Source organism: Pseudoxanthomonas broegbernensis, assembly GCF_014202435.1.
Taxonomy (GTDB): Bacteria; Pseudomonadota; Gammaproteobacteria; order Xanthomonadales; family Xanthomonadaceae; genus Pseudoxanthomonas; species Pseudoxanthomonas broegbernensis.
Window position 1 is genome coordinate 87,862 of sequence record NZ_JACHGU010000007.1, and the last position, 14,615, is coordinate 102,476.

Consider the following 14,615-nt stretch of genomic DNA (forward strand, 5'->3'; position numbering starts at 1 on the left):
AAGGAAAACCAACATGGCTACCACGCTCAACCCTTCCGAAATCAGCGACCTGATCAAGACCCGCATCGAACAGGTGAAGCTGTCCGCCGAGGCCCGCAACGAGGGCACCGTGACCAGCGTGTCCGACGGCATCGTGCGCATCTTCGGCCTGGCCGACGTGATGCAGGGCGAAATGATCGAGCTGCCGACGGCCGCCGACGGACAGTCCACGTACGCCCTGGCGCTGAACCTGGAGCGCGACTCGGTCGGCGCCGTGGTCCTGGGCGACTACGAGCACCTGCGCGAGGGCGACGTGGCCAAGACCACCGGCCGCATCCTCGAAGTGCCGGTCGGCCCCGAGCTGATGGGTCGCGTCGTCAACGCGCTGGGCGAGCCGATCGACGGCAAGGGCCCGATCGCCGCGGCGCAGACCGCGCCGGTGGAGCGCGTGGCCCCGGGCGTGATCTGGCGCAAGTCGGTCGACCAGCCGGTGCAGACCGGCTACAAGACCGTCGACGCGATGATCCCGATCGGCCGCGGCCAGCGAGAGCTGGTCATCGGCGACCGCCAGACCGGCAAGACCGCGCTGGCCATCGACGCGGTGATCAACCAGAAGGACACCGGCATCAAGTGCGTGTACGTGGCCATCGGCCAGAAGGCGTCGACGGTGGCCAACATCGTGCGCAAGCTGGAAGAGAACGGCGCGCTGGCCCACACCATCGTCGTGGCCGCCACGGCGTCGGAGTCGGCCGCGATGCAGTACATCAGCGCCTACTCCGGCTGCACCATGGGCGAGTACTTCATGGACCGCGGCGAAGACGCGCTGATCGTCTACGACGACCTGTCCAAGCAGGCCGTGGCCTACCGCCAGATCTCGCTGCTGCTGCGCCGCCCGCCGGGCCGCGAAGCCTACCCGGGCGACGTGTTCTACCTGCACAGCCGCCTGCTCGAGCGCGCCGCGCGCGTGTCCGAGGAGTACGTGGAGAAGTTCACCCACGGCGAGGTGAAGGGCAGGACCGGCTCGCTGACCGCGCTGCCGATCATCGAGACCCAGGCCGGCGACGTGTCCGCGTTCGTGCCCACCAACGTGATCTCGATCACCGACGGCCAGATCTTCCTGGAGACCGACCTGTTCAACGCCGGCATCCGCCCGGCCGTGAACGCCGGCATCTCGGTGTCGCGCGTGGGCGGCGCCGCCCAGACCAAGATCATCAAGAAGCTGTCCGGCGGCATCCGCATCGCGCTTGCCCAGTACCGCGAGCTGGCCGCGTTCGCGCAGTTCGCCTCCGACCTGGACGAGGCCACCCGCAAGCAGCTCGAGCGCGGCCAGCGCGTCACCGAGCTGATGAAGCAGAAGCAGTACCAGCCGATGTCCATCGCCGACCAGGCGCTGTCCATCTACGCGGTCAACGAGGGCTACCTGGACGACGTGCCGGTGGCCAAGATCGGCGCCTTCGAGGAGGGCCTGCACGCCCACTTCGCCAACACCAACGGCGCGCTGGTCGAGCAGGTCAACAAGACCGGCGGCTGGAACGACGAGATCGAGGCCGCTTTCAAGAAGGGCATCGAGGATTTCAAGGCGACGGGCTCGTTCTGAGCCCGCGCGATTGATACCCGGAACTAGGAATTCGTAGAAGAAGGGCTTCGGGCGGGACAGGATCGGCTTTTGCGATTCCTCGGGTCCCCGTTTCGAACCCCGGCCAGCGGAGCGAGCAATGGCAGGCGGCAGGGAAATCAAAACCAAGATCAAGAGCGTGCAGAACACCCGCAAGGTGACCCGCGCGCTGGAGATGGTGTCGGCCTCCAAGATCCGCAAGGCGCAGGAGCGCATGCGCACCTCGCGCCCCTATGCGAGCGCGATGAAGCAGGTGATCGGCCACCTGGCCCAGGCCAATACCGACTACCCGCACCCGTTCCTGGTCGAGCGCGAGCAGGTCAAGCGGGTCGGCTACGTGGTGGTCTCCTCCGACCGCGGCCTGGCCGGCGGCCTGAACAACAACCTGTTCCGCAAGCTGCTCGGCGAGATCCGGCAGTGGAACGAGCAGGGCGTGGAAGTGGACATGGTCACCATCGGCCAGAAGGCGCAGGCCTTCTTCCGCCGGATCAAGGTGAACATGGTCGGTACCGTCTCCCACCTGGGCGACGTGCCGCGCCTGGACCAGTTGGTCGGCGTGATCAAGGTCATGCTCGACGCCTATACCGAGGGCAAGGTGGACCGCGTGTTCGTGGTCTACAACCATTTCGTCAACACCATGAGCCAGCAGGCCACCTTCGACCAGTTGCTGCCGCTGCCGGCGGTGGGCGAGGGCGTGCCCAGCCACGACTGGGACTATCTCTACGAGCCCGACGCCGGCTCCGTGCTGGAGCACGTGCTGACCCGCTACGTCGAATCGCTGGTGTACCAGGCCGTGCTGGAGAACGTGGCGTCCGAGCACGCCGCGCGCATGGTGGCGATGAAGGCGGCCAGCGACAACGCGACCAAGCTGATCGGCACCCTGAACCTGGTCTACAACAAGGCCCGCCAGGCGGCCATCACCCAGGAAATCTCCGAGATCGTGGGCGGTGCCGCCGCCGTGTGATCGCGGGAAAGGGGGGAGGCGTCGCCGCGCGGTCGGTGCTTCTTGGGGACGAACATCACTGCGTGCGAAGTATCCGTTTTCAACTGGAGCCAAGGAATGACGATGAACAAGCTGATGACTGTCGCGCTGCTCGCAGTGTTGATGACCGCCTGCGCCAAGCAGGCCGATGCGCCGGCCGATGCCGCCGCCCCGGCCGATGCCGCTGCCGTCGAAGCCGCCGCCGCTGTCGACGCCGACGCTGCGGATGCCGTAGACGCCGCCGATGCGGCCGTCGAGGCGCCGGTGGTCTCGGGCCTGCCGCAGGCGTGCGAGGACTACCTGGCCCGCGCCCAGGCCTGCTTCGCCAAGACCGGCGGCGGCGCCACGGCCGCTGCGTTCCAGCAGGGCGTGGACCAGGCCAGGGCGCAGTGGGATGCGCTGGCCGACAAGTCCGGGCTGGCGACCGCGTGCACCGCCGCGAACGACCAGTTCGCGCAGACCGCCGCCATGCTCAAGTGCGAGTAAGCGGTTGAATCGGTCCCGCGGGCCTTCGGGCCCGCAGGACATCCGCGGGTGTTGCGGAAAGCCCGGCGGTTTTCCATAACATCCGAACTTCGGGACAAGCGAGTAGCGACATGAATGCCACCCATACTCAAGCTCAAGGCAAGATCGTCCAGATCATCGGCGCCGTGGTCGACGTCGAGTTTCCGCGCGCGGAAGTGCCGAAGGTGTACGACGCCCTGAAGGTCGACAACACCGCCATCACCCTGGAAGTCCAGCAGCAGCTCGGCGACGGCGTCGTGCGCACCATCGCCCTGGGCTCCACCGACGGCCTGCGCCGCAACCTGGTGGCCAGCAACACCGGCCGTGCCATCTCGGTGCCGGTCGGCGCGGGCACCCTGGGCCGGATCATGGACGTGCTGGGCCGCCCGATCGACGAGGCCGGCGAAGTGCAGGCCACCGACCACTGGGAGATCCACCGCGCCGCCCCCTCGTACGAGGACCAGTCCTCGACCAACGAGCTGCTGGAGACCGGCATCAAGGTCATCGACCTGATGTGCCCGTTCGCCAAGGGCGGCAAGGTCGGCCTGTTCGGCGGCGCCGGCGTCGGCAAGACCGTCAACATGATGGAGCTGATCAACAACATCGCCAAGGCGCACTCGGGTCTGTCGGTGTTCGCCGGCGTGGGCGAGCGTACCCGCGAGGGCAACGACTTCTACCACGAGATGAAGGACTCCAACGTTCTGGACAAGGTGGCGATGGTCTACGGCCAGATGAACGAGCCGCCGGGCAACCGCCTGCGCGTCGCGCTGACCGGCCTGACCATGGCCGAGTACTTCCGCGACGAGAAGGACGCCAGCGGCAAGGGCAAGGATGTGCTGCTGTTCGTGGACAACATCTATCGCTACACCCTGGCCGGCACCGAGGTCTCGGCGCTGCTGGGCCGCATGCCGTCGGCGGTGGGCTACCAGCCGACCCTGGCCGAGGAAATGGGCGTGCTGCAGGAGCGCATCACCTCGACCAAGACCGGCTCGATCACCTCGATCCAGGCCGTGTACGTGCCCGCGGACGACCTGACCGACCCGTCGCCGGCGACCACCTTCGCCCACCTGGACGCCACCGTGGTGCTGTCGCGAAACATCGCCGCGCTGGGCATCTACCCGGCCGTGGACCCGCTGGATTCGACCAGCCGCCAGCTCGACCCGAACGTCATCGGCCACGAGCACTACGACACCGCACGCCGCGTCCAGGCCACCTTGCAGAAGTACAAGGAGCTGAAGGACATCATCGCGATCCTGGGCATGGACGAGCTGTCCGAAGAGGACAAGCAGGCCGTGTCGCGCGCGCGCAAGATCGAGCGCTTCTTCAGCCAGCCGTTCCACGTGGCCGAGGTGTTCACCGGCTCGCCCGGCAAGTACGTGTCCCTGAAGGACACCATCCGCGGCTTCAAGGGCATCTGCGACGGCGAGTACGACCACCTTCCGGAGCAGGCCTTCTACATGGTCGGCACCATCGAGGAAGCGGTCGAGAAGGCGAAGAAGATCGCCTGACGGCGGTCTCCGGGAACGAGCACAGCGAGGCACCATGAGCACCATCCGTTGCGACATCGTCAGCGCCGAGCAGGAGATCTTCCACGGCGAAGCTACCCTGGTCGTGGCCACCGGCGAGCTGGGCGAGCTGGGCATCGCGCCGCGCCACGCGCCGCTGATCACCCGCCTCCGGCCCGGCAAGGTGGTGGTGACCCTGCCCGACGGCACGCGCCTGGACTTCGCCATCTCCGGCGGCATCCTGGAAGTGCAGCCGCAGGTGGTCACCGTGCTGGCCGACACCGCCATCCGCGCCGAGGACATCGACGAGGCGGCGGTGCGCAAGGCCAAGGAAGAGGCCGAGCGGGTGCTGGCCAACCGCAGCGAGGCGATGGAAGTGGCCGAGGCGCAGCAGCGCCTGGCCGAGGTCACCGCCCAGTTGCAGGCGCTGGAGCGCCTGCGCCGCAACCTCAAGCACTGAGTCGCTCCGGCCGCGGCCGGAGCGTGCTTCCCCGAACGCCGGCCTCAGGGCCGGCGTTTGCGTTTGTGCGGGAACATCCGTCGTAGCGCCGTGGCTTTCACCGAAAGGCCGGCCATGCCCGAAGCGGGACGCCCGCAGTCAGGCGTCCCGACTCGCCGGCTTCCGGCCTGCACCGGGACCACGGACGCGGGCCACGGATCGGAAGCGGCGATCCAGAGCAAGCCGGCATTCGCTAGACTCACCGGGTTTCCCGCGAGCCGCCGAGATGACCATCACTCCCCAGGAAGCCCTCCAGCGCACGATCGAGCACCGCGAGATCTTCCACGACGAGATGGTCGGGCTGATGCGCCAGATCATGCGTGGCGAGGTGTCGCCGGTGATGAGCGCCGCGATCCTGACCGGCCTGCGGGTGAAGAAGGAAACGGTCGGCGAGATCGCCGGCGCGGCCAGGGTGATGCGCGAGTTCTCGCGCACCGTGGAGGTGGCTGACCGCGCCGGCCTGGTCGACATCGTCGGCACCGGTGGCGATGGCTCGCACACCTTCAACATCTCCACCTGCTCGATGTTCGTGGCCGCCGCGGCCGGCGCGCGGGTGGCCAAGCACGGCAACCGCAGCGTCTCGTCCAAGTCCGGCAGCGCCGACGTGCTGGAGGCGCTGGGCGCGTCCATCGAGCTGCAGCCCGAGCAGGTGGCGCAGTCGATCGCATGCACCGGCATCGGCTTCATGTTCGCGCCCATCCACCACCCGGCGATGAAAGCAGTGGCGCCGGTGCGGCGGGAGATGGGCGTGCGCACCATCTTCAACATCCTCGGGCCGCTGACCAATCCCGCCGGCGCGCCGAACATCCTGATGGGCGTGTTCCACCCCGACCTGGTGGGCATCCAGGCGCGCGTGCTGCAGGAGCTGGGCGCGCAGCGCGCGCTGGTGGTCTGGGGCCGCGACGGCATGGACGAGGTGTCGCTGGGCGCGGCCACCCTGGTCGGCGAGCTGCGCGACGGACGGGTGCGCGAGTACGAGATCCACCCGGAGGACTTCGGCATCGCCATGGCCGCCAGCCGCAACCTCAAGGTGGCCGACGCGGCGCAATCGCGCGGCATGCTGCTGGGCGTGCTGGACGGTGCGCCCGGCCCGGCGCGCGAGATCGTCGTGCTCAACGCGGCCGCGGCGCTGTACGTGGCCGGTGTGGTCGAGGCCATCGACGAGGGCATCGTGCGTGCGCGCGCGGCGATCGACAGTGGCGCGGCGCGCGAACGGATGCAGGCGTTCGTGGCGCTTACCCGGGAGCTGGCCGGGGCCGGCGCGGCATGAGTGCCGAAGGCTTTACCGCGCTGCCGGAACCGCCGTACCACGCGGCGAGCCCCGGTTCCAGGTGCAACGGCCATGTCGCCGCCGGCTCTGCCACCGCCCCATAGGAGTCTGCCTGCCGACGCCGCGATGGCCGGCGGATCGCTCGCAGGAGGTTTCCCATGGCCGTCGCCGGCAAGCCGGTTCCTGTAGAGAGAAGAGGTACCCCGGTGCGCGTGCCCGGCCCCCGGCCGGCTCATGCGAGAATGCCGGTCCGCCGCGTCAGCCCTTGATTGCCATGAGCGACATCCTGCAGACCATCCTGGCCCGCAAGGCCGAAGAGATCGCCGAGCGCAGCGCGCGCATCCCGCTGGCAGAGATGCGCGCGCGCGCGCGCGATGCCGGTCCGGTACGCGGGTTCGCCGCCGCGCTGCAGGCGGCCATCGCCAGCGGCGACCCGGCGGTGATCGCCGAGGTGAAGAAGGCCAGCCCTTCCAAGGGCGTGATCCGCCCGGACTTCCGTCCGGCCGAGATCGCGGTGAGCTACGAGTTCGGTGGCGCCTCGTGCCTGTCGGTGCTGACCGACGTGGATTTCTTCCAGGGCAGCGACGACTTCCTGCGCCAGGCGCGCGCCGCCTGCACCCTGCCGGTGTTGCGCAAGGACTTCACCATCGACCCCTACCAGGTGTACGAGGCGCGCGTGCTGGGTGCCGACTGCATCCTGCTGATCGTGGCCGCGCTGGACGACGTGCAACTGGCCGAGCTGTCCGGACGGGCGCTGGAGCTGGGCATGGACGTGCTGGTGGAGGTCCACGACATCGACGAGCTGGAGCGCGCCATCCAGGTGCCGGTGCCGCTGGTGGGCATCAACAACCGCAACCTGCGCACCTTCGAGGTCTCGCTGGAGACCACCCTGGGCATGAAGGACGCGGTGCCGCGCGACCGCCTGCTGGTGACCGAGAGCGGCATCCTCGGCCAGGAGGACGTGGCGCGGATGCGCCAGGCCGGCGTGCACGCGTTCCTGGTGGGCGAGACCTTCATGCGCGCGCCGGAACCGGGCGAGTCGCTGCGGCAGTTGTTCTTCGAGGCATGAACGCCGGGCCGTACCCGCAGCCGCGCGCCGATGCGCCGCTGGTGGTGTTCGACTTCGACCATACGCTTTACGACGGCGATTCCGGCAGCCATCTGTTCGCCTGGCTGATCCGGCGCAACCCGCTGCGGGTGCTGGCCGCGCTGCTGGCCACGCCGGTGCTCGGGCCGATGGTCGCGCTGCTGCCGACGCGGCGCTGGGGCATCTCCGGCTATGCGTGGATCGGCAGCTTCGGGCTGCACAGGGTGCGCGAGTTCGACCGGGTGATCGACCGCTACGTGGCCACCCACCGTGAGGAGATCGCGCAACGCCTGCTGCCGGTCGCGCTGGACGTGCTGGCGCGGCACCGGGCACGTGGCGACCGGGTGGTGGTGGCCACCGGGGCGCCGCCGGAACTGGCGCGCGCCATCCTGGGCTTCGTCGCCCACGAGGACGTGACGGTGATCGGCACCGCGGTGGGCGTGCGCCTGGGCGCGGTGGTGGCCACCCGCCACTGCCACAGCGAGGAGAAGATGCGCATGCTGCGCGAACGCGGGCATGGCGACATCGACGTGGCCTACTCCGACAGCACCGCCGACCTGCCGCTGCTGCGCGCCGCGCGACGGCCGGTGGTGGTCAACCCCAAGCGCGGGCGGGTGGCGTTCTTCCGCCAGGCGTTGCCGCCCGGCACCCCGATCCTCAACTGGGGCTGCCGCGACCGCGGCGGCGATCCCGACGGGGATGCGCTCCTCTAGGCACCGGCGCGCCGGCGCGGCCCGGCGCCTACAGGCTCAGCAGGGCGTGGCCGATCTGGTAGAGGCTGATGCACAGCACCAGCGAGCCCACGGCCACCAGCACCCACTGCTCGCGCACGCGCTTGACCAGCACCGCGGCCACCGGCGCGGCGATCATGCCGCCCACCAGCAGGCCCAGCACGATCTGCAGGTGCTGCAGGCCGATGGACAGGAAGAAGGTGACCGACACCGCCAGGGTGACCACGAACTCGGCGGCGTTGACCGAGCCGATCACGGTGCGGGCCTGGCCGCCGCCGGCCAGCAGGGTCGAGGTGGCCAGCGGGCCCCAGCCGCCGCCGCCGCTGGCGTCCAGCATGCCGGCGAAGAAGCCCAGGACCGGCACCCGGCGCACCTCGCGCCGCGGCACCATCCGCCCGCTGGCGCGGACCAGGATCAGCACCGCCAGCACCAGCAGGTAGGCGTAGACGAACGGCCGGATCACATCGCCGGGTATCCGGGTCAGCACGTAGGCGCCGATGATGCCGCCGATCATCCCGGGGATGGCCAGGCGCAGGAACAGGCGCTTGTCGACGTTGCCCAGCGCCAGGTGGGACACGCCGGAGGCGCCGGTGGTGAAGACCTCGGCAGCGTGGATGCTGGCGCTGACCTGGGCCGGCGGCAGGCCCATGCCCAGCAATACCGAGGAGGAGACCAGGCCGTAGGCCATGCCCAGCGCACCATCGACGAGCTGGGCGCACAGGCCGATCAGCACGAACCAGAAAAAGGTTTCACCAAAATCCATCAGCCGAATATCCGGGGCAGGGTCATGCCGCCCGGCGGACGACGGACGTGGACAGAAAAGCGGGGATGCATCAGCCCGCGACGTTCATCGGGTGCCGTAGACGACCACGGTCTTGCCGCGCGCGTGCAACTGGCCGTCGGCCTGCAGCTTCTTCAGCACCCGGCCGGCCATCTCGCGCGAGCAGCCGACCAGGCGCGCCAGCTCCTGGCGCGAGACGCGCAACTGGGTGCCCTGCGGGTGGCTCAGGGCCTCGGGTTCGTGGGACAGGTCGTGCAGGGTGCGCACGATCCGGTCGGTGACGTCCAGGAAGGCCAGGCGGCTGGCCTTGCGGCTGGTGGTCAGCAGGCGGCGCGAGAGCTGCACGCCGATGGAATACAGCAGGCGCGGCGCATCCGCGGCCAGCGGGCCCAGCATCAACTGCTGCAGCCGCTCGTAGCTGATCTCGGCCAGTTCGCAGGCGGTGCGCGTGCGCAGGATGACCTCGCGGCTGTCGGACTCGATGAACAGGCCCATCTCGCCCACGAACTCGCCGGCGCCGTAGTAGCCAAGCACCAGTTCGCGGCCGTCCTCCTCCTCGGCGATGATGCTGACCGAGCCGTTGACGACGTAATAGAGCGTGCCGGCCGGATCGCCCGGGCGGAACACGTCGGTGCGGTTGGGATAGCGCCGACGCTGGCAATGGGCCAGGAAACGCTCAGTGGCGGCCTGGTCCAGCGATAGCGGACTACTGGCGAAACGCACGGGGGACACGATGGCGGGTTTCCTGGCGTTCATGAATATCTAGATGCGATGGCGAAGGGTATCCGCATGCGGCCCGCCGGGCAAACGGCCGCCGGGCGGGGGCATACCCCCGTCATCCGGTTTGCCCCATAATGCCGCGTTTCCCACCCGCCCAGAGACATGACCGCCGTGGTCAAACCCCTGCCGCGCCTGAGGCTGCAAGGTTTCAACAACCTCACCAAGGCGCTGAGCTTCAACATCTACGACGTCTGCTACGCGGTCTCCGAGGACGAGCGCCAGCGCTACATCGAGTACATCGATGAGGCGTACAACGCCGACCGCCTGACCCAGATCCTGACCGACGTGGCCCAGATCATCGGCGCCAACATCCTCAACGTGGCCCGCCAGGACTACGACCCGCAGGGTGCGTCGGTGACCATCCTCATTTCCGAGGAGCCGGTGATCGACAAGAAGCAGGCCGGCAAGGAGGTGATCTCCGACGCGGTGGTCGCGCACCTGGACAAGAGCCACATCACGGTGCACACCTACCCGGAGACGCACCCGCAGAACGGCATCGCCACCTTCCGCGCGGACATCGACGTGGCCACCTGCGGGGTGATCTCGCCGCTGAAGGCGCTGAACTACCTGATCGAGAGCTTCGAGTCGGACATCGTGGTGATGGACTACCGGGTGCGCGGCTTCACCCGCGACATCAAGGGCAAGAAGCACTACATCGACCACAAGATCAACTCGATCCAGGACTACCTGGCCAAGAACATCCGCTCGCGCTACGAGATGATCGACGTCAATGTGTACCAGGAGAACATCTTCCACACCAAGATGCACCTGAAGGAGTTCGACCTGGACACCTACCTGTTCGAGGAGAAGGCGCGCAACCTCTCGTTCAAGGAGCGCATGCGCATCGAGGCGCTGCTCAAGCGCGAGATCGAGGAGCTGTTCCACGGGCGCAACCTGGTGGAGTGAGGGGGGCTCCCTTCCGCCTGGTGCGCCGGGATTCAGCCCGGCAGCGGCAGGATGGTCCACGAATGCGCGGGACGACCCGCGTGCGGCCCCCGGCCGCAGACGAAGACCGACGGCGGTCCGGAGCATTGGCTCCGGACCGTTTTTTTTTTATCCGTGTCCGGTGCGGACGCACCGGGCGGGAGCCAAAGGAGGAAGACGATGTCCTGGATCTACCTGATGCTGGCCGGCCTGTTCGAGATCGGCTTTGCCCTGGGCTTGAAACACACCGACGGCTTCACCCGGCTGTGGCCCAGCCTGGGCACGGCCGCCGCGGCCGCGGTCAGCCTGTACCTGCTGACCCAGGCCCTGCGCACGATCCCGGTGGGCACCGCGTATGCCGTGTGGACCGGCATCGGCGCCTGCGGCGTGGCCCTGATAGGGGTCGTGCTGCTGGGGGAGAGCGCCTCGCCGGTGCGGCTGGCCTGCGTCGGCCTGATCGTGGCCGGCGTGGTGGGGCTGAAGCTGGCCTCGCCGGGTTGAGCGGGCCGGTTCATGGCCGTGCGCCCGCAGGGCCGGCGGGACGGCCCCTGCAGAGGCGCATGGCGCGCAGAGCCCGTCGTGCGTCCCGGCGCGGCCCTCAGAGCCGGTAGGCCACCAGCTTCATCAGCTTCGAGGCCAGCGCCATCGCCTGCGGGATCGGTGGCGGCAGCGCCCGGGCGCCGGCCTGCTCGGCGTGGTCGGCATGGCGGGCCTCGTCTTCCTTCATCACCCGGATGATCTCGCGGCTGCGCAGGTCCTGGGCCGGCAGCGACTGGAGGTGTTCGTCCAGGTGCGCCTCGACCTGGCGCTCGGTCTCCACCACGAAGCCCAGGTTCCAGCCGTCGCCGCGCAGCCCGGCCAGGGTGCCGATGGCGTAGCTGCCGGCGTACCACAGCGGGTTGAACACGCTGGGGCGGCTGTCCAGTTCGCGCAGGCGCTGGGCGCACCAGGCCAGGTGGTCGGTTTCCTCCTGCGCGGCATCCAGCAGGTGCGCGCGGGTGGCCGGGTCGCGGGCGACCGCGGCCTGGCCGAAATACAGGCCCTGGGCGCAGACCTCGCCGACGTGGTTGATCCGCATCAGCCCGGCGGCGTGGCGCCGCGCCGGCTTCGGCAGTACCGGGTCGGCCGCCCGCGCGGGACAGGGGCGCAGGGCCGGCGGGTCGCCCAGGGTGGTTTCCAGGGCGCGCTGGGCCTCGACCAGGGCACGGTCGAGCAGGGACAGGTGGCGGACGGCGGACATGGCGGCTCCTGGTATCGGCCGGGTCCGGCGGCCCGCATCGATTCTCCGCCCACGGCCGGCGCCCTGCCAAGGGCAGGTCCCGGAGGGAACGGGCCGGCTTGCAGTGCCTGGGCGGCACGGCTATCATTCCGCCTCTTTGCTGCATCTTTCACAACGCGAGGCAAAGTTCCGCCCGGGCAACCCGGCTGCGGAATCCGCCCGACCAACGACCCGAGTTCACATGAAGACCTTTACCGCCAAGTCCGAGACCGTCCAGCGCGACTGGTATCTCGTCGACGCCTCCGGCAAGACCCTCGGCCGCCTGGCCGCCGAGCTTGCCCACCGCCTCCGCGGCAAGCACAAGCCCGTCTACACCCCGCACGTGGATACCGGCGACTACCTCGTCGTGGTCAATGCCGAGAAGATCACGGTGACCGGCAACAAGCTGCAGGACAAGATGTACCACCGCTTCACCGGCTACATCGGCAACCTGAAGAGCGAGACCCTGGCCCAGGCGCTGGAGCGCCACCCGGAGCGCGTCATCGAGACCGCGGTCAAGGGCATGCTGCCCAAGGGGCCGCTGGGCCGCGCGATGTATCGCAAGCTCAAGGTCTATTCCGGTTCCGAACACCCGCACGCGGCGCAGCAGCCGAAGCCGCTGGACATCTAAGGCACATACGATGGCTACCACGCAAAACTACGGCACTGGCCGTCGCAAGTCCGCCACCGCCCGCGTGTTCCTGCGCAAGGGCAGCGGCAACATCACCGTCAACGGTCGTCCGCTGGACGAGTTCTTCGGCCGCGAGACCGCGCGCATGATCGTGCGCCAGCCGCTGGAACTGACCCAGAGCACCGACAAGTTCGACGTCGTCGTCACCGCCATCGGCGGCGGCACCACCGGCCAGGCCGGTGCGATCCGCCTGGGCATCGCCCGCGCCCTAGTCGAGTACGACGAGACGCTCAAGAGCGACCTGCGCAAGGCCGGCTTCGTCACCCGCGACGCCCGCGAGGTCGAGCGCAAGAAGGTCGGCCTGCACAAGGCTCGCCGCGCCACGCAGTTCTCCAAGCGCTGATGCGCTGGATGGGCCGCCCCCCTGCGCGGGGGTGGCCTGCGCGAGGCGGGCCGGCAGGTCCGCTTCTGCCGCTGCCGTCGGCGTGCATTCGCCGGCGTGCGAGCCTATAATCCGCACCCTACAGCCCCGTCGCCAAGCGGTAAGGCACCTGACTCTGACTCAGGCATTCGGTGGTTCGAATCCATCCGGGGCTGCCATCTCCACGAAAAAGCCCGGCCGCGCGCCGGGCTTTTTCGTATCCGCGTGCTGCGCCGTGGCATGATTCCTGCATCCGGACCGTCTTCGATCCCGCGACTGCCGATCATGTCCGATCATCCCAGCATGCACCACTCAGGGGTCGCGCTCTTCGTGCGCTACACCTGCGCCATGCGCGCGCTGGGATTCTGCACCGGCCTGCTGGGCGTGGCCTCGGCGATGCACGGCCAGGGCGCCTCTGCGGTCTGGCTGTTGCTGCTCGTGCTCAGTTGCCTGACATGGCCGCTGCTGGCGTGGCGGCTGTCGGCCGCATCGGCCGATCCGTTGCGGGCCGAATTCCGCAACCTCACCGTCGACACCGCGCTGGCCGGCTTCTGGGTGGCGATGGCGCAGTTCGACCTGCTGCCCACCGCGCTGCTGGTCGCGGTGATGGCGATGGACCGCACCGTCGCCGGCGGCTGGAAGCTGGCGCGGCGTTCGATGGGGGCGATGGCGGGCGTGGCCGTTGCGACGTCGGCGCTCAACGGCTTCGCCTTCCAGCCGCATACCCGCTTCGCCACGATGCTGTGGTGCCTGCCGTTCCTGGTGCTGTACCTGCTGGCCATCGGCGTGGCCGCGCGGACGTTCGCCGAGAAGGTGCGCGCGCAAAAGCGCACGCTCGAGCACGTCTCGCGGATCGACGCGGAGACCGGCCTGGCCACGCGCCCGCAGTGGCTGGCGCAGGTGGCCTCGCAACTGCAGCGCTTCCGCCGCTACGGCGCGGTGTCCTCGCTGCTGATGATCGACATCGACGAGTTCAAGCGGATCAACGACACCCATGGCCACCTGGCCGGCGACCAGGTGATCCGCGAGGTCTCCGCGCTGCTGCATGCCAGCCTGCGCGGGGTGGACTCGGCCGGCCGCTATGGTGGCGACGAGTTCGGCGTGCTGCTGCCCGGCACCGACCACCAGGCCGCGCTGGAGATGGCCGAGCGCCTGCGCCAGGCCGTGGCCGACCGGGTCGCCGTCGGCGGCGTCCCGGTCACCCTGAGCATCGGCGTCGCCGAGCTGCAACCGGGCATGGACACGATCGAGGACTGGAGCGGGGCGGCCGACGAGGCGCTGTACCGGGCCAAGGCCGACGATCGCAACTGCGTGCGTGGTTGATCCGGTTTCCGTCCGCCTCTGCGTGATCCGGTGCCGGCCGGTGCGTCGCCCGCTGTAGCGTCCTCGGTTTCTACTTGCAAGACTGCCGGTTTGGTTCGCCTTGCACGCAGCCTGTACGGGATGCGGAGACCTCGCATGTCGGTCCGCGGCCGAGCAGCGCGAACAGGCCAGTGCGTAGCCGCCATCCCCGCGCACCGACAGCGTGGCCAAGTGCCCGAGGCCGTTTCATCGGCAACTTGACAGCACCTGATCCGCACCTGATCCGCGGAGGGGATGCTTGCAAGCGTCCTTGTGCATGGCATCATGCACCGCGCGCTGTCCCGGG

The 14,615-nt window shown here is 69.1% G+C and carries 16 protein-coding genes and 1 tRNA gene; 14 read left to right on the forward strand and 3 right to left on the reverse strand.

Annotated elements, in window-relative coordinates; genetic code table 11:
- Nucleotides 1–13 precede the first annotated feature (13 nt).
- From atpA to HNR76_RS13255, 8 genes are all read left to right on the forward strand, one after another.
- On the forward strand, nucleotides 14–1,576 hold the full coding sequence (gene atpA / locus HNR76_RS13220; protein ID WP_162311569.1) for a F0F1 ATP synthase subunit alpha: 1,563 nt from the start codon (nucleotides 14–16) through the stop codon (nucleotides 1,574–1,576).
- Nucleotides 1,577–1,694: 118 nt separating this feature from the next.
- The gene (atpG, locus tag HNR76_RS13225; protein WP_162311570.1) at nucleotides 1,695–2,558 is read left to right on the forward strand and encodes a F0F1 ATP synthase subunit gamma; all 864 of its coding nucleotides are present in this window, start codon (nucleotides 1,695–1,697) and stop codon (nucleotides 2,556–2,558) included.
- Nucleotides 2,559–2,660: 102 nt separating this feature from the next.
- Nucleotides 2,661–3,062 (forward strand): hypothetical protein, encoded by a 402-nt coding sequence (locus HNR76_RS13230; protein ID WP_183982289.1) that lies wholly within the window; start codon nucleotides 2,661–2,663, stop codon nucleotides 3,060–3,062.
- A gap of 110 nt (nucleotides 3,063–3,172) precedes the next feature.
- Entirely contained in the window at nucleotides 3,173–4,588 is a 1,416-nt protein-coding gene (gene atpD, locus HNR76_RS13235) for a F0F1 ATP synthase subunit beta (RefSeq protein WP_162311572.1), read from the forward strand.
- A 34-nt stretch (nucleotides 4,589–4,622) separates the two neighbouring features.
- Nucleotides 4,623–5,045, forward strand: coding sequence for a F0F1 ATP synthase subunit epsilon (locus tag HNR76_RS13240; RefSeq protein ID WP_162311573.1), 423 nt, complete (start codon nucleotides 4,623–4,625; stop codon nucleotides 5,043–5,045).
- Nucleotides 5,046–5,310: 265 nt separating this feature from the next.
- Entirely contained in the window at nucleotides 5,311–6,354 is a 1,044-nt protein-coding gene (gene trpD, locus HNR76_RS13245; RefSeq protein WP_162311574.1) for an anthranilate phosphoribosyltransferase, read from the forward strand.
- 274 nt (nucleotides 6,355–6,628) lie between these two features.
- The gene (gene trpC / locus HNR76_RS13250; RefSeq protein WP_162311575.1) at nucleotides 6,629–7,423 is read left to right on the forward strand and encodes an indole-3-glycerol phosphate synthase TrpC; all 795 of its coding nucleotides are present in this window, start codon (nucleotides 6,629–6,631) and stop codon (nucleotides 7,421–7,423) included.
- Nucleotides 7,420–8,154 (forward strand): haloacid dehalogenase-like hydrolase, encoded by a 735-nt coding sequence (locus HNR76_RS13255; RefSeq protein ID WP_162311576.1) that lies wholly within the window; start codon nucleotides 7,420–7,422, stop codon nucleotides 8,152–8,154. Before trpC ends, HNR76_RS13255 begins: the two co-directional genes overlap by 4 nt.
- A gap of 28 nt (nucleotides 8,155–8,182) precedes the next feature.
- Here HNR76_RS13255 and HNR76_RS13260 read toward each other — a convergent pair whose 3' ends face one another.
- Both HNR76_RS13260 and crp read right to left on the reverse strand, forming a co-directional pair.
- Nucleotides 8,183–8,935 carry a sulfite exporter TauE/SafE family protein gene (locus tag HNR76_RS13260; protein WP_162311577.1) on the reverse strand — a complete coding sequence of 251 codons (753 nt, stop codon included), beginning with the start codon at nucleotides 8,933–8,935 and terminating at the stop codon, nucleotides 8,183–8,185.
- A gap of 84 nt (nucleotides 8,936–9,019) precedes the next feature.
- Nucleotides 9,020–9,709 (reverse strand): cAMP-activated global transcriptional regulator CRP, encoded by a 690-nt coding sequence (crp, locus tag HNR76_RS13265; RefSeq protein WP_162311578.1) that lies wholly within the window; start codon nucleotides 9,707–9,709, stop codon nucleotides 9,020–9,022.
- Nucleotides 9,710–9,844: 135 nt separating this feature from the next.
- Between crp and speD the strand changes: the two genes are divergently transcribed.
- Both speD and sugE read left to right on the forward strand, forming a co-directional pair.
- Nucleotides 9,845–10,639 carry an adenosylmethionine decarboxylase gene (gene speD / locus HNR76_RS13270; protein WP_162311579.1) on the forward strand — a complete coding sequence of 265 codons (795 nt, stop codon included), beginning with the start codon at nucleotides 9,845–9,847 and terminating at the stop codon, nucleotides 10,637–10,639.
- A 198-nt stretch (nucleotides 10,640–10,837) separates the two neighbouring features.
- On the forward strand, nucleotides 10,838–11,158 hold the full coding sequence (gene sugE, locus HNR76_RS13275) for a quaternary ammonium compound efflux SMR transporter SugE (RefSeq protein WP_162311580.1): 321 nt from the start codon (nucleotides 10,838–10,840) through the stop codon (nucleotides 11,156–11,158).
- Nucleotides 11,159–11,255: 97 nt separating this feature from the next.
- Here the strand turns inward: sugE and coq7 are convergent, their stop codons facing one another.
- A complete protein-coding gene (gene coq7, locus HNR76_RS13280) occupies nucleotides 11,256–11,897 on the reverse strand; it encodes a 2-polyprenyl-3-methyl-6-methoxy-1,4-benzoquinone monooxygenase (RefSeq protein ID WP_162311581.1) in 642 nt (213 codons plus the stop codon).
- 220 nt (nucleotides 11,898–12,117) lie between these two features.
- On the opposite strand from coq7, the gene rplM reads away from it, so the two are divergent.
- The 4 genes from rplM (at nucleotide 12,118) to HNR76_RS13300 (ending at nucleotide 14,290) form a co-directional block, all read left to right on the forward strand.
- Nucleotides 12,118–12,546, forward strand: coding sequence for a 50S ribosomal protein L13 (rplM, locus tag HNR76_RS13285; protein WP_162311582.1), 429 nt, complete (start codon nucleotides 12,118–12,120; stop codon nucleotides 12,544–12,546).
- Between the two features lie 10 nt (nucleotides 12,547–12,556).
- Nucleotides 12,557–12,949 carry a 30S ribosomal protein S9 gene (rpsI, locus tag HNR76_RS13290; protein WP_162311583.1) on the forward strand — a complete coding sequence of 131 codons (393 nt, stop codon included), beginning with the start codon at nucleotides 12,557–12,559 and terminating at the stop codon, nucleotides 12,947–12,949.
- Nucleotides 12,950–13,071: 122 nt separating this feature from the next.
- Nucleotides 13,072–13,146: transfer RNA gene (locus tag HNR76_RS13295), tRNA-Gln, on the forward strand.
- 106 nt (nucleotides 13,147–13,252) lie between these two features.
- Nucleotides 13,253–14,290 (forward strand): sensor domain-containing diguanylate cyclase, encoded by a 1,038-nt coding sequence (locus HNR76_RS13300; RefSeq protein ID WP_162311584.1) that lies wholly within the window; start codon nucleotides 13,253–13,255, stop codon nucleotides 14,288–14,290.
- The last annotated feature ends 325 nt before the right edge of the window (nucleotides 14,291–14,615 follow it).